At 53.2% G+C, this 21,029-nt stretch carries 18 protein-coding genes; 15 read left to right on the top strand and 3 right to left on the bottom strand.

What is annotated here, in order from left to right:
• The first annotated feature begins 1 nt into the window (after position 1).
• The 3 genes from B4H10_RS10745 to B4H10_RS10755 all read left to right on the top strand — a co-directional run bounded on the left by B4H10_RS10745 (position 2) and on the right by B4H10_RS10755 (position 4,411).
• Positions 2 to 1,285, top strand: coding sequence for a DUF445 domain-containing protein (locus tag B4H10_RS10745; protein WP_292018825.1), 1,284 nt, complete (start codon positions 2 to 4; stop codon positions 1,283 to 1,285).
• Positions 1,286 to 1,667: 382 nt separating this feature from the next.
• Positions 1,668 to 2,927 carry an MFS transporter gene (locus B4H10_RS10750; RefSeq protein ID WP_059076467.1) on the top strand — a complete coding sequence of 420 codons (1,260 nt, stop codon included), beginning with the start codon at positions 1,668 to 1,670 and terminating at the stop codon, positions 2,925 to 2,927.
• Between the two features lie 77 nt (positions 2,928 to 3,004).
• Positions 3,005 to 4,411, top strand: a complete 1,407-nt coding sequence (locus B4H10_RS10755) for an FAD-binding oxidoreductase (RefSeq protein WP_059076468.1) — start codon at positions 3,005 to 3,007, stop codon at positions 4,409 to 4,411.
• Between the two features lie 306 nt (positions 4,412 to 4,717).
• Here the strand turns inward: B4H10_RS10755 and B4H10_RS10760 are convergent, their stop codons facing one another.
• Both B4H10_RS10760 and B4H10_RS10765 read right to left on the bottom strand, forming a co-directional pair.
• Positions 4,718 to 5,626, bottom strand: coding sequence for a hypothetical protein (locus tag B4H10_RS10760; protein WP_059076469.1), 909 nt, complete (start codon positions 5,624 to 5,626; stop codon positions 4,718 to 4,720).
• 79 nt (positions 5,627 to 5,705) lie between these two features.
• Positions 5,706 to 7,595, bottom strand: coding sequence for a carbon starvation CstA family protein (locus tag B4H10_RS10765; RefSeq protein ID WP_059076470.1), 1,890 nt, complete (start codon positions 7,593 to 7,595; stop codon positions 5,706 to 5,708).
• A gap of 542 nt (positions 7,596 to 8,137) precedes the next feature.
• Between B4H10_RS10765 and B4H10_RS10770 the strand changes: the two genes are divergently transcribed.
• The 5 genes from B4H10_RS10770 to pta all read left to right on the top strand — a co-directional run bounded on the left by B4H10_RS10770 (position 8,138) and on the right by pta (position 15,446).
• A complete protein-coding gene (locus tag B4H10_RS10770) occupies positions 8,138 to 9,130 on the top strand; it encodes a nicotinate-nucleotide--dimethylbenzimidazole phosphoribosyltransferase (RefSeq protein ID WP_059076471.1) in 993 nt (330 codons plus the stop codon).
• A 94-nt stretch (positions 9,131 to 9,224) separates the two neighbouring features.
• Positions 9,225 to 10,106 carry a LarC family nickel insertion protein gene (locus B4H10_RS10775; RefSeq protein WP_292018826.1) on the top strand — a complete coding sequence of 294 codons (882 nt, stop codon included), beginning with the start codon at positions 9,225 to 9,227 and terminating at the stop codon, positions 10,104 to 10,106.
• A 313-nt stretch (positions 10,107 to 10,419) separates the two neighbouring features.
• Positions 10,420 to 10,842 carry a hypothetical protein gene (locus B4H10_RS10780; protein WP_059076473.1) on the top strand — a complete coding sequence of 141 codons (423 nt, stop codon included), beginning with the start codon at positions 10,420 to 10,422 and terminating at the stop codon, positions 10,840 to 10,842.
• Positions 10,843 to 11,198: 356 nt separating this feature from the next.
• Positions 11,199 to 13,220, top strand: coding sequence for an AAA family ATPase (locus B4H10_RS10785; protein WP_292018838.1), 2,022 nt, complete (start codon positions 11,199 to 11,201; stop codon positions 13,218 to 13,220).
• A gap of 1,191 nt (positions 13,221 to 14,411) precedes the next feature.
• The gene (gene pta, locus B4H10_RS10790) at positions 14,412 to 15,446 is read left to right on the top strand and encodes a phosphate acetyltransferase (RefSeq protein WP_059076475.1); all 1,035 of its coding nucleotides are present in this window, start codon (positions 14,412 to 14,414) and stop codon (positions 15,444 to 15,446) included.
• Positions 15,447 to 15,574: 128 nt separating this feature from the next.
• Here the strand turns inward: pta and B4H10_RS10795 are convergent, their stop codons facing one another.
• Positions 15,575 to 16,594, bottom strand: a complete 1,020-nt coding sequence (locus B4H10_RS10795; protein WP_059076476.1) for a LacI family DNA-binding transcriptional regulator — start codon at positions 16,592 to 16,594, stop codon at positions 15,575 to 15,577.
• Between the two features lie 148 nt (positions 16,595 to 16,742).
• Here B4H10_RS10795 and B4H10_RS10800 point away from each other — a divergent pair, with 148 nt between their 5' ends.
• The 7 genes from B4H10_RS10800 to secE all read left to right on the top strand — a co-directional run bounded on the left by B4H10_RS10800 (position 16,743) and on the right by secE (position 21,023).
• The gene (locus B4H10_RS10800) at positions 16,743 to 17,186 is read left to right on the top strand and encodes an acyl-CoA thioesterase (RefSeq protein ID WP_059076477.1); all 444 of its coding nucleotides are present in this window, start codon (positions 16,743 to 16,745) and stop codon (positions 17,184 to 17,186) included.
• The gene (locus B4H10_RS10805; protein ID WP_059076478.1) at positions 17,183 to 18,244 is read left to right on the top strand and encodes a nicotinate-nucleotide--dimethylbenzimidazole phosphoribosyltransferase; all 1,062 of its coding nucleotides are present in this window, start codon (positions 17,183 to 17,185) and stop codon (positions 18,242 to 18,244) included. Before B4H10_RS10800 ends, B4H10_RS10805 begins: the two co-directional genes overlap by 4 nt.
• Positions 18,228 to 18,434, top strand: coding sequence for a type II toxin-antitoxin system RelB/DinJ family antitoxin (locus tag B4H10_RS10810; protein ID WP_072235727.1), 207 nt, complete (start codon positions 18,228 to 18,230; stop codon positions 18,432 to 18,434). The genes B4H10_RS10805 and B4H10_RS10810 overlap by 17 nt, the downstream gene beginning before the upstream one ends.
• Before the next feature lie 119 nt (positions 18,435 to 18,553).
• Positions 18,554 to 19,030, top strand: coding sequence for a hypothetical protein (locus tag B4H10_RS10815; protein ID WP_059076479.1), 477 nt, complete (start codon positions 18,554 to 18,556; stop codon positions 19,028 to 19,030).
• A 128-nt stretch (positions 19,031 to 19,158) separates the two neighbouring features.
• Positions 19,159 to 20,370: a L,D-transpeptidase gene (locus B4H10_RS10820; protein WP_292018827.1), complete on the top strand. Its 1,212-nt coding sequence runs from the start codon at positions 19,159 to 19,161 to the stop codon at positions 20,368 to 20,370.
• Between the two features lie 223 nt (positions 20,371 to 20,593).
• The gene (rpmG, locus tag B4H10_RS10825; RefSeq protein ID WP_014015374.1) at positions 20,594 to 20,743 is read left to right on the top strand and encodes a 50S ribosomal protein L33; all 150 of its coding nucleotides are present in this window, start codon (positions 20,594 to 20,596) and stop codon (positions 20,741 to 20,743) included.
• Positions 20,744 to 20,789: 46 nt separating this feature from the next.
• Entirely contained in the window at positions 20,790 to 21,023 is a 234-nt protein-coding gene (gene secE, locus B4H10_RS10830) for a preprotein translocase subunit SecE (RefSeq protein ID WP_059076481.1), read from the top strand.
• The last annotated feature ends 6 nt before the right edge of the window (positions 21,024 to 21,029 follow it).

Genomic DNA, 21,029 nt, shown 5'->3' on the forward strand with positions numbered 1-21,029 from the left:
TATGACATACCGTCAGCGGGCAAATGCCATCCTGGCCTTATCTTTCCTCTGCTTTGTCCTCGTATTCTGGTGGTGGTACAGCCACGAAGTGGGCCTGTTGGGAGAGCTGCTGTTTTTCGTCATCCAGTCGGCCCTCATCGGCAGCATTGCCGACTGGTTCGCCGTGACGGCCCTCTTTGAACGGCCTCTGGGATTTCCCTATCATACGGAACTGGTCTACAGCCACCGCACGCAGATCATAGACGGCATGACCCATGTCGTGTCGGAAAAACTGCTGCAGCCGGGCATGTGGAAAGACAAATTATATGCCGTCTCCTTTGTAGACAAATTTACGAACTGGCTGACCAGCAGCGGCGGCCGGGAAAAATTCCGGACCCTGTTGTTTGAAGTCGCCCAGCAGGCCTATGAATATGGCCGGCAGAGCAAGAATCAGCAGTATATCGCGGCCCATATCCGGACCTACCTCAAGCGGCAGCCCCTGCTGAGCTTTTTGCAGGACCGCATGATCACCATGCTGGAAGACCCGGACAGCCAGATGCTCACCGATATCATCGGCCTCATCAAGGACTGCGTGCGCAGCAAGGAATTTGAAACCGTCCTCATCCGGGCCCTCGACGAATGGATGGCCGAATCCCGGACGGCTCCGCACCTCATCATGACCCTGAATAAATTTACGGGCATGGTCGACACCAAAAAAGTAGCCAAAGACGTGCAGAAGGGCATCATCGTCTGGCTGGAACGGTGGGAACACGCCGGCGGCAAAGAACGGCAGTGGCTGTGTCAGAAACTGGAACTGCAGATGTATGCTATGAATGGCCAGCTGACCTACACGGTACAGCGCTGGCAGGATCAGTTCGTCGATTCCCTGCCTGTAGAAATGTGGCTCACCTCGACGCAGCGCGCCAGCCAGGCCTATTTCACCACCGGCGTAGAAGGCAAGGACAAATTGCAGAATCTCCTGGAAGGGGAATTCATGCATTACCTCGACTACTGCAGCCAGTACCCGGAAATCAAGGACTGGATTGACGACCAGATCCGCCGGGGATGTGAAATCATCCTGGAACACGAACACTCCCTCATCGGCGTCGCCGTGCGGGAAGTGTTGTCCGGCTTTGACAAGAAGAAATTCAATGCCTTCCTGGAAAGCAAAGTCGGTGAAGACCTGGCCTGGATCCGTATCAACGGTGCCATCGTAGGCGGCACCCTGGGCCTCTTCGTCTTCGTCATCCTGAAAGTCATATACGAACCCTTCTTTGTACCCTTCATCCGCAACTTATTTATGTAATCGTAGGACCCACGGCTGGAATCTTGTTTCCTGACGTGCCGCGGCGTCTGGCTTATTTACTATGCCTCGCCGGCTGGACCATCATCTGCGGCGTCGTCGTCAGTCAGCGTAGCCCCGCTACGCCTCCCTCCATCCTCCTTGCATCTGACGGCCCCGCCGACGATGCCTGACGTAAAACGCCAGCCGTCGCGGCACTAGGATTGCTAATTTTAAATATAAAGAGCCGGTTTGACGAACCGGCTTTTTTTGCTACCTGCTGCCTGCGGCCCTTCCTGTCATAAAAAACCAGAATATTTGTATAAAAGGCTGTTCAATTTTACAAAGAGTGGTATAATATGTAATGTAGCTTCATAAAAATTCGGATTTAAAGAAGGGCAGTCTTATGAATATTCAACAGCAGGTGTTTAAAAAGTTATTTGGGCGGTTGATGCCGCTTATTATGTTTTTATATTTTATTTCCTTTGTAGACCGGGCCAATATTGGCATTGCCTCTCTGACGATGAATCAGGATCTGGGCATCGGTACGGCGGCTTATGGCTTTGGTGCCGGGCTCTTTTTTATCGGTTATTTCCTCTTTGGCCTGCCGAGTAATGTTATCCTGGCACGGCTGGGGGCACGGCGCTGGATTGCCGCTATCCTCTTTGTGTGGGGCCTCATTTCGACGAGTACCATGTTCGTCCACAACGCCGTCGAATTGTATATCGTACGCTTTGTCCTGGGCGCGGCAGAAGCGGGATTTTATCCCGGCATCATTTATTACCTCGATCACTGGTTCCCCCTCCAGGCAAAGACGCGGGCCTTCAGTTATTTTCACATGTCCCTGGCCATTTCCATGTGCATCGGCAATGTCCTGAGCGGCGTCATTCTCGGAATGGACGGTCTGGCAGGACTGGCCGGCTGGCAGTGGGTCTTCCTTTGTGAAGGGCTGCCGGCTGTTCTCTGTTCCTTTGTGGCCTACCGGGTCCTCCTCGATTCTCCGCGGGACGTATCGTGGCTGACGGATGAAGAAAAAGACTGGCTCGTTCAGAAACTGGCGGGCGAACGGGCGACGAAGCCCATGGGCAGTTCCACCTCCATGTGGAGCGTCTGCACGAAACCCCAGGTCTGGCATTTTGCTCTCATTTATACGACGCTCAATATCGGCTTTTACGGGATTTTATTCTGGCTGCCCCAGATCGTCAAGGGCATGGCTGGCACGAATAATATGATCACCAGCATCCTCAGCGCCATCCCCTGGATCACGGCCATCGTGGTCATGGGCTTTGTGGCAGGCTATGCCGACCGGTCCCACAAGAAAAAGAAATTCGTGGCCGTCCCCATTTTCCTCGGCGCCCTAGGCCTTCTGGCAGGGACGTATTTCCACAATTATCCCGTCCTGGCCCTGGCCTGCCTGTCCTTGTCAACGGCCTGCTGTGAATGCCCCGTAGGCCCATTCTGGACCTTCCCGTCGCGCATGTTCGATGGCGTCACCGGAGCGGCTGCCATTGCCATCATCAATGCCATCGGCAATCTGGGAGGATTTTTCGGGCCCTACCTGTTCGGCCTCGTATCGACGGGTAGCAACTTTACGACGGGCTTTGTCGTCCTGGCTTCGATGATGATTATTTCTTCCATCCTGGCCATACTTGTCAAGGAAAAGTAAATCAGCTATGATATAAAAGTCCGGACAGAACGGATAGCCTGTCCGGACTTTGTGTATACAGAAAGGGAGCATATGAGATGAAACCATATCAGAAAATTACCAAAGATATCATACAGAAATTAGTGGATATACTGGGAGAAAAAGGCGTTTCCACCGATCCGGACCGCCTCGTCCAGTATGAACGGGATGAAGGAGTGGAACGGGAATTTTTCCGTACGCCCGATGCCGTAGTCTACCCGACGACGGCTGAAGATGTAGCGGCGGTCTTGCAGCTGGCCAATACGGAAAATATCCCTGTCATTCCCCGGGGCGCCGGCACGGGGCTGGAATTCGGCGCCGTCGCCAATACCTATGGCGGCATCATACTCAGCACGGAAAAGATGAACCGTATCCTCGAAGTAAACGGGGAAAAAATGTACATGGTCGTCGAACCGGGCGTCCGCACGGCTGACGTACAGGCTGCTGCCAAGGCCCAAGGCCTTCTCTATGCAGGCGATCCATGCAGCGGTGATTCCTGCTTCATCGGCGGCAATGCCTCGACCAATGCCGGCGGCAACCGGGCCGTCCGCTACGGTACGACGCGGGACCAGATTTATAGCATTGAAGTCGTGACGCCCCTGGGGCAGATTACCCGTCTGGGCAGCCGCTTAAAAAAAGTATCGACAGGCTATCCTCTGGAAAAAATCGTCATCGGCTCCGAAGGTACGTTGGGCATTATCACAAAACTGGTCTTGAAACTGGTGCCCCTGCCCAAATACAGCGTCAACGTCCTGGCCATTTTCAAAACTATCGACGACGCCATGTCCATCGTCAACGCCCTGCCCAAAGCCGGCATCGAACCGACCTGCCTGGAATTTATGGACAATGATTCTGTACGGGTCACAGAAAAATTCCTCGGGGAAAAACAGCCTCATTCTGATATAGGAAATTACATGATTATCCAGGTAGACAGCAACGATGAAGACCGCATCGACGACCTGTGCGTCGCTCTCGATGAACTCTGTCACGACCACGGGGCCATCGATGTCTTCGTCGCCGACGCCGAACGGATCTGGAAAGTGCGCAAGAACTTCTCTGAAGCCTCGACGACAGACAGTCCCATCATGGTCATGGAAGATTTCGTTGTCCCGGCCGATGAACTGGCCGATCTCTTGAAAGAACTGGAAAAAATCAGTGCCGACCAAAAGACTCCGGTCCGTTCCGTAGCTCATGCCGGAGATGGCAACCTGCACCTGGACATCCTGAAAAAAGACATTCCCGACGACCAGTGGCCGGCCAAAGTAGAAGCCTTTGAAAAAGCAGCCTATGACGCCGTATACCGTCTCGGCGGCCGTATCTCCGGAGAACACGGCATCGGCGAAAAGAGAAAGAACCTCATGGCCCATTACACGGATCCGGTAGAGCTGGCCCTCATGAAAGCTGTAAAAAAAGCCTTCGATCCCAACGACATCCTCAACCCGGGAAAAATCTTTGATGTGGAGTGAGAAGAGCCGTTGGTCGTTCATCGAAAGAGAAAAAGCTGGTGGTTAGTGGCCGGTGGTCAGTGATTAGTGGGAAGGGATAGTTTGGAGTTTGACGAAGAAACCAGTTCGTCGAACCGACTTTTCTATATAAATTCAGCACTAAAGGACCCACGACCGGGGACGGTTTCCATCCTGAATCGCCTGGGATGGTGTCAGATGCAAGGCGGAAGAAGGAATCATAGCGGCGCTATGGCGACTGATGACAACGAAGCAGATGGCGCCATACCGGGTGAGACAGGGGAAATAAGTCTCCGGCCGTGGGTCCTCTTATACGCCGGTCCCGTCAAACGCCGGGATGAATCCTTCGCTGGCACTGGATTTTTCTTGTACGAATCCATCTTCGATGCCGCTGTCAAAGAGATATTGTTCGGCCTCGTCGTATTCTTCATCCGTGAGGGGTCTGTTGATTTCCGGGTATTCACTGGCCCTGCCGCAGGGGACGTACTGGCGCATGAGGCTGAACAGGACTTGTTCTGGTCCGAAGTGGTCCCGTACCCAATCGATGACGTGCTTTGTATTGTCTACGTGGCCGGGCAGGATGAGATGGCGGATGACGACGCCTTTCTGGAGTATGCCGTCGTCGTCCAGAACATAGGGGCCCGTCTGGTCGTACATAGCGAGGATGGCCCGGGCCGCTACGTCCGGATAGTTCCGGGCTCCGCTGTAGCACTCGGCCATGGCCGGGTCCATGTACTTCAGGTCGGGCAGGTAAATCTGGACTTTTCCCTCGAAGGCCCGGATCGTTTCTACCCGTTCATAGCCGCCGCAGTTGTAGACCACTGGTACGGGCAGCGGCTCTGATAGGCTTTCCAGGATGGCCCGCGTATAGGGCGTGGGGGTTACGAGATTGATATTGTGTGCCCCTTGGGCGATAAGTTCGTGGTAGATGGCCCGGAGCCGGGACACCGTGATGGGGATGCCTTTGCCATCCATGCTGATTTGGGAATTCTGGCAGAAACAGCAGCGCAGGTTGCAGCTGGAAAAAAAGACCGTGCCCGATCCGCGGCTGCCGCTGATGCACGGCTCTTCCCAAAAATGCAGGGCCGCCCGTGCCAGCACTGGCTGGAGTGGACTGTGGCAGTAGCCGGGAAGGTCCGGGCAGATGCCGTCACTGGTAAGGGGCCGGACGACATGGCATTGACGGGGACAGTCCATGCAGGGCTGTGTTGTATTCATGAAAATCACCTCGATCCTACTATATACCAAAAAAAGGACGACCGCAAATGCGATCGTCCTTTTCTATTACCAGACTAGATTAGGCCTGTTTGAAGTCTTTCGGGCAGGTCAGTTCGGCGAAGCGTTTTGCTTTCGGATCCGTAGCGACCAGTTCCTGGAGTTTCTTCAGTCCTTCTTCTTCTACCGACTTGGTAGTCGTGTAGCTGGCCGGAACCGTCTTGGACAGTTCGAAGCACTTTCTGAGAGAACTGATACTTACAATGATGACCAGGATCAGCATGATGGCAGATACGGCGAACAGGAGCATTTCGCCCTTCGGCAGATACAGACCAAACATGTTGAGGAAGTCAGCCCAGAAGATAACGACAGTCAGGAATGCCCACGGAAGACCCGTGACCCATACATAGCGGGCTTTACCCATGCTGCAGATAACAACAGAGGAAATAGCCAGGGTGATGATGGCGAGCAGCTGGTTGGATACACCGAATATCGGCCAAATCGTGGACAAGTTGCCTTGTACGAGGATATAGCCCCATGCGCCGGAGATAGCAGCCGATGCGATGATGGCGCCCGGAGTCCAATGGGGATCGCCGAATTTGGTCCATACGCGGCCAACGAGTTCCTGCAGCATGTAACGGCCAACACGTGTGCCGGCATCGATGATTGTCATGATGAACAAGGCTTCGAACATGATGCAGAAATGATACCAGTAGCTCATGAGAGAATCAAGACCAGGGATGTTGGAGAAGATGAATGCCATGCCGACAGCCAGCGATACAGCACCGCCAGGACGATGGGCAACGTTTTCACCAACCATTGCGTTCAACTGCGGCAGATCGACGACCTGCATGCCGAGAGCATTGAAATGTTCAGCTGTGGAGTTGATAGCAAAGTAATCATTCGGAACGAGGGATGTAGCTGCGATGAGGGCCATCATAGCTACGAAGGATTCGGTCAGCATAGCGCCATAACCGACAGGAACGATGGAACGTTCATTCATCAGCATCTTCGGAGTTGTACCAGTAGAAATCATGCAATGGAAACCGGAAACAGCACCGCAGGCGATGGTGATGAAGATGTACGGAAGAACAGGGCCAGTGATGACCGGGCCGCCGCCAGCGCAGAACTGGGTGAGGGCCGGCATCTGGATGGTCGGGCCGACGACGATAACGCCGATAGCCAGGGCACCGATAGTACCAATCTTCATGTACGTGGAGAGGTAATCACGCGGAGCCAGGAGCAGCCAAACCGGAAGAGCTGCGGCAACGAAACCGTAGATGATCAGGGCGATATCAATTCCGTGGCGGCTGATGGTGAAAATCGGAGCCAGTGTCGGGGAAGCCTGTACAGCAGGACCAGCGACAACAGCCAGCAATGTCAGGACGACACCGATGACCGTACCTTCCTTGATTTTGCCAGGACGAAGGAACTGCATGTAAATACCAATGAACAGAGCGATAGGAATCGTCATGCCGATGGTGAACGTGCCCCAGGGGCTGTCATGAAGGGCGTTGGAAATAACAACGGCCATACCAGCCATAGCGAGGATATTCAGGAACAATACGGCAAAGGACGTAGCCAGACCTGTCTTATCACCAATCTGGGCTTTTGCGATTTCAGCGATGGATTTACCATCGTAGCGCATGGAGCAGAAGAGGATAACACAGTCATGGACAGCACCGGCGAGAACACCACCGATGAGGATCCACAAGGCACCGGGCAGATAGCCGAACTGGGCAGCAATGACCGGGCCTACGAGCGGGCCAGCACCAGCGATAGCAGCGAAGTGATGACCAAATACGACGTACTTATTCGTCGGTACATAGTCATGACCATCTTCGAAACGGAAGGCCGGTGTGACATTGTACTGGTTGACCGTCAGGACCTTGGCACCGATGAAAGCACCGTAGAAACGGTAAGCCAGTATGAACACTAATGCAGAAATAATAACAACAAACAAACCGTTCATACAAAAAACCTCCTTCTTAAATTTTAGTAGCACCATCCTCTGCGGAAAGATAATGAATGAGAGGACCCGCAAAGGACATACCCTGTATCACGCCTTAACTATAAGTCTTTACGACAAAAAATTCAAGAGCCTTTCTTCCTTCAGTGGACAAAAGGACAAATAGGTAATCTTTAAATGATAAAGATTTATGCTATAACGGCACGACATGATTTACTTTTGCCGTGTTTTTACAACAATCTTTACATGTAATATGATATTCGGTACTGTTGTTTATTACAAATCTGTATAGAAAAGTGCCGTATGACGTTACACCTATACGTTGGAAATACAGAAAATAGCAAAATTATATAATGAAATATTTTATATATATTATAAAAAATAAAAGTATAACGTTTTATCTTATTAAAACATTTTGATAATGAGAACTTAGGATACACTGCCTCTGAAAAATTTAAAACAACGAATAGTCGTGAAAAAGGCTTTCTTTTTACGACCGCCATTCCTGTGATATACTATAGATACTACGCAAAGGAGGAAACGACATGGATGCGGAATTTCAGCAATTTATTTCAATGATAGAACCAGTGGACGGGGATTTTGCCCGTTCCTATGAAGAAAAACTGGCTGCCTCCGGTCAGGCTGATACGGTTTTGTGTCACCTGGCTGGACGGCTGGCGGCCATACGGGGCAGTGAACGCCATGACCTGTTGAAAAAGGCCGTCATCATTTTTGCGGCCGATCACGCCGTCGATGGCGGTAAAAACGAATCGCAGGGCAAAAACAGCAAGGCCGACGCCCTGGAAATCGCCAGCGGCCGCGGCCCCATCAACAAAGTCGCCCATAAAGTAGGGGCCGGCGTCCTGCTCCTCGACATGGGGCTTCAGGAAGACATACCCGAATCGCCAGGCGTCCAGGTCCTGAAAGTCATGGCCGGGAGCCACTACTATGGAAATGGCCCGGCCATGGCGGAAGACGAAATGCTCGATGCCCTGTACAGCGGCATCCAGATTGGCCAGAACCTGGCCGATGAAGGCTATACGGCCATCGGCATAGGCAGCCTGGGAGAACGGTCCATCCTGACGGCCTTTATCCTGACGGCGGCCTTTTACCGCTCCCAGATGCCGGACCTTGCCGGTTCACTGAAAGAAAAGAATCAGATGAAAATGCTCGGCGCGGTGCTGCGTACTCATGGACTGGACTGTACCCGGCCGCTCGAATTGTTGCAGAAAGCCGGCGCGCCCGATGTCGCCGCCATGGTGGGATGCATCTTGTCGGCCGCACACCGCCACGTCGCGCTGGTCTTTGACAACGCCGTCACCGGGGCGGCCGTCTTGATAGCACAGGCTCTGCAGCCAGCCGTCATGGGATACGTATTTCCTTCGGCGGCCTATGCCGAACCGGTACACCGGATGCAGATGGAATATCTGCACCTGAACCCCGTCGTCAGCGATCCCGGAAAAGACGACCAGGCCATGGGATCGGTTCTGGGCCTCTCCGTCCTCGACGCGGCCGTGGAATCGATGAAAGAAGACTAAAAAAGCCCGATGCCCCCTATGGGGATAGGCATGGAAAACATTCGTGAGTATACTACTATATATAGATATATAAAAAAAGAGGTGCTATACGTATATGAAAACATTGTATCTTGACTGCTTTTCCGGTATCAGTGGCAATATGTTCATCGGCATGCTGATTCAGGCAGGCGTTCCCTTTGAAGAATTTCAAAAAGCCATGGCCCAGCTGGGACTGGACGGCTATTCCCTGATCTGCCAGCCGGTCAACAAACTGGGAATCCAGTCTGTGTATTATAATGTCCTCCTCGACTCGGAACAGGACCATCACCACCATCATGACCATGAAGAAGGTCATCATCACGACCACGGCCACGAAGAAGGCCACGACCACGGTCACCACGACCATCACAATCACGGCCAGACCGTGAAGACGGCAGCTTCCCTCATCGATGCCACGGACCATCATCACCATCATCAGCACCGGGGACTGGCCGATATCACGGCCATCATCGAAGCCTCGCCGTTTACGGAAGAAATCAAACAAAAGAGCCTGGCCGTATTCCAGGCCCTGGCCGAAGCGGAAGCCAAAGTACACGGCGTCCCCGTCAGCGATATCCATTTCCATGAAGTCGGCGCCATCGACTGCATCCTCGATATCGTAGGGACCATCTGGGCCCTCGACTACCTGCATATCGAACAAATCGGCACATCGGCCCTCCACGTGGGGAGCGGATTCGTCCGTTGTGCCCATGGCATCATGCCCGTACCGGCACCGGCAACGGCAGAACTCCTGGCAGGACTGCCCTATTACTCGACCGATATCGATGGCGAACTCGTCACCCCGACGGGAGCTGCCCTGGTCAAGACACTGGCCTCCTATGCCGGCCCGCGTCCGGAAGAACTGATCCATGAAACCACGGCTTACGGGGCAGGCACCAAAGACCTGGCTATCCCCAACGTCCTGCGCGGCTTCATCGGCGAATGCAAGAAGTTCTGAGACTGGCAGCAAAAAAAGGAACCAGGCAGCATCGTCCGGCGTATCCCCGTGATCCGGAGACGGATTGAATAGAATACAAATCGGAAAAACCTGTTGCACCCAGAGTGCGGCAGGTTTTTTTGCATCCTGCAGGGAACTTTGAGGTAGTGGTTTTACAAATAACATAACTTGCAGATTAAAATTTTCTCACTATTTTCTAATCTGCATTTTTTTGACATATGCTGGATTTTATGCTAGGCTCAAATCAGTTCGTTTGCAGGAAGTGCAAATGCATCATGCAAAAAATTTACATCTTGAAAGGAGAATCTCTGACATGGAACTGAATGACGTATTATCTTTTGACGAGGCTATTGAAATTATGGACGAGCCGGAATATCTGGAACTGGCACCGGGTGAATACGATTTCACCGTACGGGATGTGGCCTTTTCGACCTATGAAGGCAGCAGCAAGATTCCTTCGTGCCCCATGGTAGAGGCGAGACTATCCGTCGTGACCGATGAGGGAGAAACGGAAATCATCGACCGCTTCTACTATTGCCGGAAAATGCGGTACAAACTCTCCAGCTTCGCCCGGACACTGGGACTGGCCCGGGTCGGTGACAAAATCACCATCGAATGGAAGAAACTCATAGCAAAACAAGGGCGCGCCCGCATCTCCCTCCGGGAATACAACGGGAAAAAATACAATCAGATAGACCGCTACATCGTCCCGACAGACGAACCGGCCCCGTTCTGACAGGGAAGGGTCGTAGTTAGTAGTTCGTTCATCGTTCGTCGTAGGCCGTAGGTCAGTGGTTAGTGATCAGTGGTTGGTGGTCAGAAAAGGCAGGATCTCCCTGCATGGGTATAGCCTGTTACTTAACGATTTGATATAAAAATCACAGGCAGCAGTTAGCAGTCAGCGGTTAGCAACTAGCAGCTGGTTTGACGGACTGGGAATCTTTGCCGTCCCCGTGAGGGGAAGGAGGGCCACGGAGTGGCGGAAGGGGCCTTATTTTCATCAAATCAGCATACAGGACCCACGACCTCCGGCCGTGGGTCCAAAAAGGAGGCGATCATATTTCTTATATATCAACTCATATACACGAATTACTGGATGCCATCGATCCGGCCAGTTGTACGTACAGTGAATGGTGCGAGGTCGGCATGGCCCTCAAGTATGAGCAGTTCCCCCTGTCTCTCTGGGAGAGCTGGAGCCGCCGCGATATGGCGCGCTTCCATGACGGGGAGTGTGCCTGCAAATGGGCCTCGTTCCGCAAGTCTTCCGGGGCCTGCGTGACCGGGGCGACGCTGGTCAAGATGGCCCGCGACCGGGGATATAGTGACCCCGATGAAGTCTGGACGCTGGATACGCCCATTTCCATCGTATCAGCCGACGAGGAACTTCCCCAGCGCATGGACACGGTTCCTGCCCTGTCTCGTGACGGCAGGGACAATCCCCTTACAGAGCCGCCGGATCCCTGGGACGGCCTCAGGGAGACGAAGACCTTTCTCTCCCGCCTGTTCCGGCCCGGTGAATTCGTCGGGTTTTCTATGCGTTCCTATCAGCATAAACACCGCTATATTCCCCGTGGCCGGGGCATTTATTTCCGCACGCAGGACGATATCCTGAAGGCCATCGATACCTATGGCGATGTGGAAAAAGCCCTCGGGTCTTATGACCCTCTTGCCGGTGCCTGGGTACGCATCAACCCTCTGGACGGCAAGGGTATCCGCAACGAGAACGTCAGCGAGTACCGCTATACACTGGTAGAATCGGATGAACTTTCCTTACAGCAGCAGCTCTCATGGATACGCAGCCTCAGATTGCCCACAGTTGCGCTTGTAAACAGTGCTGGAAAAAGCATCCATGCCGTCGTACGCATCGACGCCGGCAGCGACCCGGACCTCTACAGCCGGCGCGTAGACTACCTCTATCAGTATTGCCGCCGACAGGGATTTATTGTAGACATGCAAAATAAAAACCCGTCGCGCCTCATGCGCCTGCCCGGCATCTGGCGAAGCGGACACAAGCAGTACCTCATCCCCTTTATGCCGGGCACCCGGACCTTCGACGAATGGTACGAATACGCCGAGAACAGCCGCGACAACCTGCCGCCTCTGCAGCGTCTCTCTGCTGTCTGGGACGACATGCCGCCCCTGCGGCCGGTCCTCATCGAAGGGCTCCTGCGGCGCGGACACAAGATGATGGTCGCCGGACCCAGCAAGGCGGGGAAATCCTTTGCCCTCATCGAACTGTGCATTTCCATTGCCGAAGGACGGCGCTGGATGGATACGTACCAGTGCGCCCAGGGGCAGGTCCTGTACATCAATTTCGAACTGGACGAACACTCCTGTTATCACCGCTTTGCCGACATCTACAAGGCCATGGCCATCACAAATCCCCGGACGGATCAGGTCGTCCTGTGGAACCTGCGCGGCTACTCGGAATCGCTGGAGACACTGCTCCCCAAACTCCTGCGCCGGATTCGCCACGAAGACTTTGCGGCCATCGTCCTCGACCCGATTTACAAAATCACCGACGGCGACGAAAACAGCGCCCACGACATGGGCATCTTCTGCAACCAGCTGGACCGGCTATCGACGCAGAAACAGTGCGCCGTCATCTACTGCCATCACTACAGCAAAGGCAGCCAGACTGTCAAAAAAGCACAGGACCGGGCATCGGGCTCAGGAGTCTTTTCCCGTGACGCCGACGCCATCCTCGACATGCTCGACGTCAAAAGCCCTGTCGGGGCCCCGCCGGCCTTTAGGATTGAAGCCATCCTGCGCGAATTCGCCTCGCCACCGCCCTTTTACATCACCTTCGACTATCCCATCCACCATATAGACACGACGGGAGAAATCGCCGCCTGGAACGAAGACCTCGACGATTTGGACCGGGGACGGATGATGATCAATTCGGATAAAAAAACAAACAAAGAATTGCGACAAGACCTCATGAGAGAAATCTTTGATGAAATCCAGAAAGAAAAACAAGTAGTAAAAATAATAGACTTAGTAAACGCCATGCATCTGAGCCGTAACACAATCCGAAGATATATAGATGCCAGCGAACATATGGAGCGTGATGAAAATGGATTCGTTTATATAAATTATAAGAAAAAACGATGAAACCGGATAGAAAATGTTGCTGAAAAGGGGTCCAAAATAATGGGGCCTCACAGGCTTATATAGAGTTTGGACACCTGAACCCCTCAAAACAGGCAGCCAGTCCCGGACGGGAAGAGCGGGGAGTTTGAAGACTCCCCCGCTCAAACCCGGTCACGGGAACTGGCCCGCGCGGGAAGAGCCGCCGTTAGCGGCTGGTGGTTAGTGGGAAGAGATAGTTTGATGTTTGATGTTTGATGAAGCCGGTTTACGATGTAGGAAGCCGTCCCCGTGAGGGGAAGGAGGGCCACGGAGTGGCGGAAGGGTTCTTGCTTCAATCCAGAGTCCTATTATGAGTCCGATTGTCCGTTCGATGATAACGCCGGTTCGACGTAAAAAAGCCTCAGACTCAGAAATTGGGACTCAGATTTTAAAAGGCCCCTTCAGACGCCGTTGGCGCCAGCTCCCGCTTCCCAGGGGAGCCATGCTACACGGTACTTCGAACCGACTTGTTTTTTACCCAAAATCAGCATACAGGCCACACGACAGGAAACGCTTTCCATCCGGCGTCGTCGGCGGGGCCGTCAGATACAAGGAGAAAAAACGATGATACAGTTTTTGGATGAACTTATATAGTCCTGATGGAGCCATATCTCGAACTATATGTAGTATTAGAAGAAAAAGATGCCTGAACGGCCGTCTTTTCTGGTAAAAACTCAACTTTTCTGGAAAAAACAACAAAAATCTTTTTTAAGGAAAAGAAAGAAAAATCTAAAAATATAACACCATAAGAGCACTGTCTTTACTAGGCAGTGCTCTTATGTATATACGACTGCATATAGTATCCGTTGATATAAATCCATCAAAAACAGCAATGGGAAAACCTAGATTAGACGAAAATTAAAATTTAGACCATTTTCATAAAAAAGCTTGACAAACGAAGAAAAAGAACTCGATACATGCGTCAGTAAAATCTGTGATTACTGTGGAAAATAAGGCAGTAGGAACGTTGTCTCGCGTCCTTGCAGGTGTGTGGATTGAAATTAGAATGGATTGTCTATTTTGGTTTTGAACCTCTTTCTTCTCTTTTTGTCCTTTCTCCTGATGAAATGCGAGTATGTGGAAAAAGTGTTTTGATTTGCCTCAGGGTTTGTATTATAATAAAAGGCGGAATAGTGTAAGACCATCTAGTACCTATTTAAGGAGTTGTTACGAATGAGATTTACAGAAGATTTAAAAGCCCGTGTTTCCAAGGCACAGAAGAAAATCGTCCTTCCGGAAACCAATAGCCGTCGTGTACTCAAAGCTGCTGAACGTGTACTGGCTGAAGGCTATGCCCGCATCGTCCTCGTCGGCAATCTGGATCAGATCAAAAAAGATGCTGCTAAATTCCAGATCGACCTCACCGGTGTCGAAGTCATCAACCCGGCTACGTACTACCGCATGGATGAATTGTGCCAGTATTTCGCAAAACGCCGCGAAAAGAAAGGCATGACTGTAGAAAAAGCTCATGAAATCATGATGAACAACAACACTTTCTTCGCTGCCGGCCTCGTTGCTCTTGGTGAAGCTGACGGTGTTGTTTCTGGTGCTGCTACGACGTCGGCTGACGTTATCCGTGCCGGCCTGCAGGTCATCGGACCCCGTAAAGGCAACAAGACTGTATCCAGTGCCTTCATCCTCCTGACCAACACTCCGCAGTATGGTGATAATGGTATCCTCGTACTCGGCGACTGCGGCGTTATTCCGTATCCGACGGCCGAACAGCTCGCTGATATCGCATGCATCTGCGTAGAACGTGCCCGCCGCACGGTACAGATGCTCAACCCGAAAGTGGCTCTCCTGTCCTATTCGACAAAGGGTTCCGGCTCCGGCGAAACGGTTGATACGGTCCGCCAGGCTGTAGAAATCCTGAAAGAACGCAACGTAGATTTCGACTTCGATGGCGAACTCCAGGCCGATGCTGCCCTCGTTCCGGAAGTCGGCGAACACAAAGCTCCTGGTTCCAAAGTTGCAGGCCATGCCAATGTCCTCATTTTCCCGAACCTCGATGCTGCTAACATCGGTTACAAGATGGTACAGCGTTTTGCTAATGCAACGGCTCTTGGACCTTTGGTACAGGGCCTGGCAAAACCGATCCTCGACTTGTCCCGTGGCTGCTCTACCGAAGATATTGCTGACGTCGTAGCTGTATGCTGCTCCGATGCTATTTCGACAGATATCCTGGCAAAAGAATCGGCTAACGCCTAATCTGTGAAAATATAGTAAAAAAAGAGGTTGTCTTTAAGACAACCTCTTTTTTTGATGCGTCCGGCGTGGACGCTCTGGTTTTCTAACCGCTGTAAACTACAGACTGAAAACTATCCCCTTCCTATCCCTTATCCCAGGGGGGAAGACTGGCCGATGATCGTTTTGCCTTCCAGGAAGAGGACCGTCGGGCTGGGGACTTTCTTTTCGATGAGATCGACGGTCATGCGCAGGCATTCCTGGCCGATTTCGCCCATGGGGATGTCGATGCGCGACAGGGATGGTACGGTGTAGTCGTTGATTTCCGGCATGTTGATGCCGATGGTAAATACTTCTACGTCCTGGGGGATGGCAATCCCCGTTTCATAGCAGGCAAAGAGCATGCCATGGGCCAGTACGTCCGATTCGCAGAACATGGCTTTGGGCATGGTGCCTTCCGCTGCCAGGCGCTTGCAGATTTCAAAGGCGCTGGCCGACGACGTTTCACACAGGTAAATCCGGTCTTCGCCGATGGGGTGTCCTTCTTCTTTGTACGTGTCGAGGAAGCCCTGCATCCACTGGCGCATGATGGGGAACGTCGTGTCATGGGTCAGGACGCCTGCGTCGAACAGACCCTTTGCCAGGAAATGGCGGGCCACGTTCTGGCCGACTTTATAGTTGTCCATAGTGACGCTGCTGAATTTCGGCGATTCCCTGTTGAACAAGACGACCGGACAGGGCGGCACATAGGTCGTATTGAGAAATTCCATATCCGTATTGGACATGTTGGCGATGATGATGCCGTTGAAGAAATCGTTTTGTGTCGATTTCATCTGTTCTTCCAGGTGATCTACTTTATAGGGAATAACGGTCAGGCGGATGTTCTTTTTGAGATTCATGATTTCCTGCTGGATGCCCAGGGTGATGCGGGCCAGGTAGTTGATACGGAAGTCCGTGGCCCAGTAAAAAGCGACGGCGTAGCTGTCTTTCTGGGCGGCCCGTAACTTTTTGGCAGACTGGTTGGGCACGTAATTGAGCTGCTGTGCAATGGCGTAAATGCGGGATTGTGTTTCTTTGGAAATCTTTCGTTCTTTTCCCTTGCCGTTCAGTACGATCGAAACGGTAGCGATAGAAACGCCGGCTTCCTTAGCAATATCTTTGATAGTTGACAATACAAGCCCCTCCCTTTTAATCCACCTTCTATTTTGACATAAAAGAAGGGAATTTTCAAGATGTTTTACAGGCCTCGTCTGGGACGGGTGCGTTTTTTATATCGTTCTCCCGTATGGTATAATGAAATGAAAAGAAGGGAGGAATAGTATGACTGGTATTGATGCACATATTTCATCGGCCCACATGGTCCTTTCCCGGGATCTCAATCCCCACGATACGCTCTTCGCCGGGCAGGGCACGTCCTATATGATCGAGTGCGCCTTCCTGGCGGTACAGAGTTTTCTCCGTACGCCCCATATTGTCTGTCTGGGGCTGGACGGCCTGCGCTTTCTTCATCCCGTCCATAAGTGGGATACAATCCGCGTAGATAGTTCCATCGTCTATGCCGGGACGAGCGGCATCGGCGTGTATATTACTCTTTCGCTCCTGCCGGACGGACCGGTGGCGGCGTCGTGTTTCGTGTCGTTCGTCCACATCGACGAAGCGACGGGGCGGGCTGTACCCCACGGTGTGACGCTGGCGGAACTTCCACCGGAGATGGCCCGCCGGCAGAAGCAGTATCTGGCATATAAGGAGATGACGAGACGATGACATTCGGGGATGAAGTAGAGGAACGGCTGCGCAACCTGGCCAAGCCGCCGGGCAGTCTGGGCCTTCTGGAAGAGCAGGCGAAGAAGGCCTTCCTGGCCTGGGGCTGTTTCCCCGGCAAGTTTGCGCCAAAGCATATCGTTTTTGCCGCAGATAACGGCATCTGTCGTTCCGGGGCGGTAGCACAGCTGTCGGAAATCACCTATATGCAGAGCTGCCATATGGTGGAAGGTACGTCGGCCGTCACCTGTTTCTGCCGCTGCAACCAGATTCCCTGGGAAGTCGTCGATGTCGGCATCGACAGTCCCGACGCGGTCGGGCTGGATTATAAGATCGCCCGGGGGACGAAGGATTTTTCCAGGGAACCGGCCATGACGGAAGAAGAACTGCGACAGGCGTTTGCGGCCGGCCGGGAACGGGTGCTGGCGGCGAAGCGCGACGGGTATAATTTCCTGTCTTTCGGGGAAATGGGCATCGGCAATACGACGACATCGGCAGCCGTCCTCATGGCCATCGCGCCCCGCGACGCGGCCAGTCTGGTCGGCTACGGGTCATCCCGGGGCAATTTCCGCCTCCTCCTGCACAAGCGGGACCTGATCCGCGATGCCCTCGCCCGCTACGGACCGCACATTTCCGGTGCCGCCGATGCCCTGCGCTATGTGGGGGGATTTGATCTGGCCGCTCTGGCGTCGGCCATGTGTACCTGCGCCCGGGAGCGGATCCCCTTTTATATCGACGGGTTCATCACGGCGGCGGCTCTGGCAGCGGCGGTGCAGCTCATGCCCCAGGTCTTCCGGTTTGCCCTGCCGTCGCACATGAGCCGGGAAGCGGGTATGTCCGTAGCTCTGCACGCCGCCGGCATCGACGATTACGACGTGCCGCTGTGGGCCAATCTCTCCCTGGGAGAAGGAACGGGGGCCGTCCTGGCCGTGACCCTCCTGCGGTCTATGCTCTATGCGGTGGACCACATGGCGACCCTCGACGGCATCAATGCCGATGCCGAAGAACGCCATGCCGAAAGGGCAGGGAAAGGAGAATCATATCATGGAACTTCACATTGACGAAGAGGTGCGGCAGGACGCCCGGGCCGTTTTTTCCCGGCTGGGGCTTTCCGAAGAAGAGGCCGTTACCTTGTTTTATAAACGGACCATCGCCGAAGGGCGCCTGCCCTTTGGACGGGCGCAGAATGGGGCGGCCCGGGTAAAGAAGAAGCGCATGAACGAACGCTTTGCCGAGTGGGATGCCCGCTGAGACGTTGCAGGGTCCCCGTCTCTGTGCTACAATATTTTGTGCTGCCGGAAGAGACGACCGGCCTCTTCTGGGAGTGTTGTGTGCAGAAAAATGCAGTGCAAACAAAGGAAGTAGATAGTGTGTTCAATCGTGTAAAGCTTGGGGCCTTTGCTCTCGTCCTTGGAGCGGCCTGTATGATATCTTCTGTCGCGTCGGCCCAGATTTCCAACGACCGCATCGCCATCGGCGGCGTCGGCCCGGGGTGTACACCGGACTATGTCGAAAGCGTATATGGTGCGCCGACGAGCCAGGAATCGGGCAGTAACGGCGATCAGACGTATCTGGAGTACAATTACAATAACGGCTATATCATCGGCTTTGATGGCGCTGGCAGCCAGGCCGTGGCCGTCACCTGCACGACGGATAATCTGGCGACGCCTGATGGGGTCACGGTCGGGATGGAAGCCAGTGTCCTTTCCGACAAGTATGGGACAGCTGACCATATTTACAATTTCAATGATAAATCCCTCTACGTGTATGACGGCACCGATGGGGAACAGCTGGCCTTTGACGTGCAGGATTTCTTCATCGTCAGCATCAGCGCCCGGATTAATTAAAAAAGACGAAACTGCGTGTATACAGCTACCGGGCAGGGCTTTGCGTATGGTATAATAAAACAAAAGACTAATATGGGCAGGGGCAGCCCGTCAGGCTGTCCGGGCTGCCAGGAAAAGAGGAATGGAGATTGCGTAAGACCATAATGACAGCACTTTGTGCGCTGGCCCTGTCGGCAGGGAGCGCATGGGCGGCCGGCACAGACACGGCCCCGGCAGGAGAAACGGCATTGCGGACCGTCCCGACTCATTTTTCGCAGCGTACCGAAGAGAGCCTGAACGAACAGGCGCCATCCGGCGGGCGCGCTGACGGCAAGGCCGCTCCGGCGGCAGTGGTGACCGTGACACCTACGACGGGGGCAGCAGCGTCTCCGGCTTCGCCATCCCCCACGACGGCCGTATCGGTTACATCGACGGTGCCGGCAGAGGGACTGCAGGTGTCCCGGGAAAAGAAGATCATGCTCAATCTGGCCAGCCGTATCCTGACGCTCTATGAAGGGAAGACGCCTATCTGTATGTATCCCGTAGGGGTAGGCAAAGTCAGTACGCCGACGCCGACGGGGTATTATTCGGTCAGTGAAAAAATCCTGAATCCGACCTGGACCGACCCCGACTCGGGCGTGAGCATCGGCTCCGGCCCGGACTGCCCCCTGGGCTACCGCTGGCTCGGGCTTTTTGGCAATTATGGCATTCATGGGACGAACCGGCCCGATTCCATCGGTGGCTATGTCTCCAACGGCTGTGTGCGCATGCATGAAGAAGATGTAGAAGATCTCTATGACCGGGTCAGTGTCGGCACGGCTGTCGATATTTATTACGACCGCATCGTCATCGACCGCGACGCCGACCATACGATTTCCTATTATATTTATCCCGACGGATACGGCTGGCAGACTGTGTCTGTACAGGATGTCAAGAAGGCCCTGGCCGGCTATGGCGTCCAGGATTTTGCCGAACCGGCGGCTATTGCCAGCAAGATCGCCGCTTCCGACGGCAATCCGACCTACGTGGCCAAGGCCTATGATTTGTACGTCAATGGGAAGAAACAGCCCAAACGGGCCCTGGGAAAAGACGGAGTCATCTGGCTGCCGGCCTTCGCCCTCTCGACGGCGACCCATACGGAAGCCGAATGGAGCGGCGCGTCCCAGACACTGCGGACGAACCATGGCACGGGTACTGGTATTGTCCGCAGCGACGTGGTCTATCTCGATGCCACGACGGCCCAGAACCTCTACGGCCTTACGGGCGGACTGGGAGCCGACCTCGTATACCGGATGCAGTCCCGGCCGGTGGTGACACGCTACGGCGATAGTGGCCAGAAGGGTGCGGCAAAGGTGAAATAGGCCGCTTCCGGGCGGTTCTGGCGGCCTGCCATGAATGGTGACGCCGAATATTGACAACGAATCTATATCTGTGATATACTTTGAAAAGTTAGGTGTGCAGTTTCACCTAGCTTTTTTAAGTTACCACATTTTTTCTTGACTTAGCCTGCCGGGTATGGTACATTATATAAGCGGTCCTGCGCACGATGCAGGCTTTTACTATGATTTAAGAGAGGTGTAAGGAATGCGTACAGCTATCACATTGGCATGCACAGAATGCAAACAGCGTAACTATCGGACAAACAAAAATAAGAAGAACAATCCGGATCGTCTGGAACTCAAAAAATATTGCCCGTTCTGCAAAAAAGAAACATTACACAAAGAAACGAAATAAGTTTGAAATAAGATGTGCTTAGTCTTATTTGAATGTGAGAGGTTATATGGCAGCTACAGCATCAAAGAAAGCACAAAAGAATAAGAAAAAGGATGCGAACGGCAAATTCCTCCACGGCGTCAAAGTGGAGTTAAAGAAGGTCATCTGGCCGACGAAAAAAGAATTGATCAATTATACCGTCATGGTCATCGTAGCAACCATTGTCGTCATGGCTATCATCGCTGTTTCGGACGGTGTATTTGCCCAATTGTTCCGGTTACTCCGAATCGTTGTCGGATAGGAGGCC

This window comes from Megasphaera sp. UBA4382 (assembly GCF_002391155.1).
In the GTDB taxonomy this organism is placed as follows: Bacteria; Bacillota; Negativicutes; order Veillonellales; family Megasphaeraceae; genus Megasphaera; species Megasphaera hexanoica.

Excerpts from the sequence above, each read along its gene's own strand:
- B4H10_RS10780 (WP_059076473.1), top strand. The coding sequence starts at position 10,420 with ATGGAACTGAATGACGTATTATCTTTTGACGAGGCTATTGAAATTATG.
- secE (WP_059076481.1), top strand. The coding sequence starts at position 20,790 with ATGGCAGCTACAGCATCAAAGAAAGCACAAAAGAATAAGAAAAAGGAT.
- B4H10_RS10745 (WP_292018825.1), top strand. The coding sequence starts at position 2 with ATGACATACCGTCAGCGGGCAAATGCCATCCTGGCCTTATCTTTCCTC.
- pta (WP_059076475.1), top strand. The coding sequence starts at position 14,412 with ATGAGATTTACAGAAGATTTAAAAGCCCGTGTTTCCAAGGCACAGAAG.
- rpmG (WP_014015374.1), top strand. The coding sequence starts at position 20,594 with ATGCGTACAGCTATCACATTGGCATGCACAGAATGCAAACAGCGTAAC.
- B4H10_RS10760 (WP_059076469.1), bottom strand. The coding sequence starts at position 5,626 with ATGAATACAACACAGCCCTGCATGGACTGTCCCCGTCAATGCCATGTC.
- B4H10_RS10810 (WP_072235727.1), top strand. The coding sequence starts at position 18,228 with ATGGAACTTCACATTGACGAAGAGGTGCGGCAGGACGCCCGGGCCGTT.
- B4H10_RS10800 (WP_059076477.1), top strand. The coding sequence starts at position 16,743 with ATGACTGGTATTGATGCACATATTTCATCGGCCCACATGGTCCTTTCC.
- B4H10_RS10755 (WP_059076468.1), top strand. The coding sequence starts at position 3,005 with ATGAAACCATATCAGAAAATTACCAAAGATATCATACAGAAATTAGTG.
- B4H10_RS10750 (WP_059076467.1), top strand. The coding sequence starts at position 1,668 with ATGAATATTCAACAGCAGGTGTTTAAAAAGTTATTTGGGCGGTTGATG.
- B4H10_RS10805 (WP_059076478.1), top strand. The coding sequence starts at position 17,183 with ATGACATTCGGGGATGAAGTAGAGGAACGGCTGCGCAACCTGGCCAAG.
- B4H10_RS10770 (WP_059076471.1), top strand. The coding sequence starts at position 8,138 with ATGGATGCGGAATTTCAGCAATTTATTTCAATGATAGAACCAGTGGAC.
- B4H10_RS10775 (WP_292018826.1), top strand. The coding sequence starts at position 9,225 with ATGAAAACATTGTATCTTGACTGCTTTTCCGGTATCAGTGGCAATATG.
- B4H10_RS10765 (WP_059076470.1), bottom strand. The coding sequence starts at position 7,595 with ATGAACGGTTTGTTTGTTGTTATTATTTCTGCATTAGTGTTCATACTG.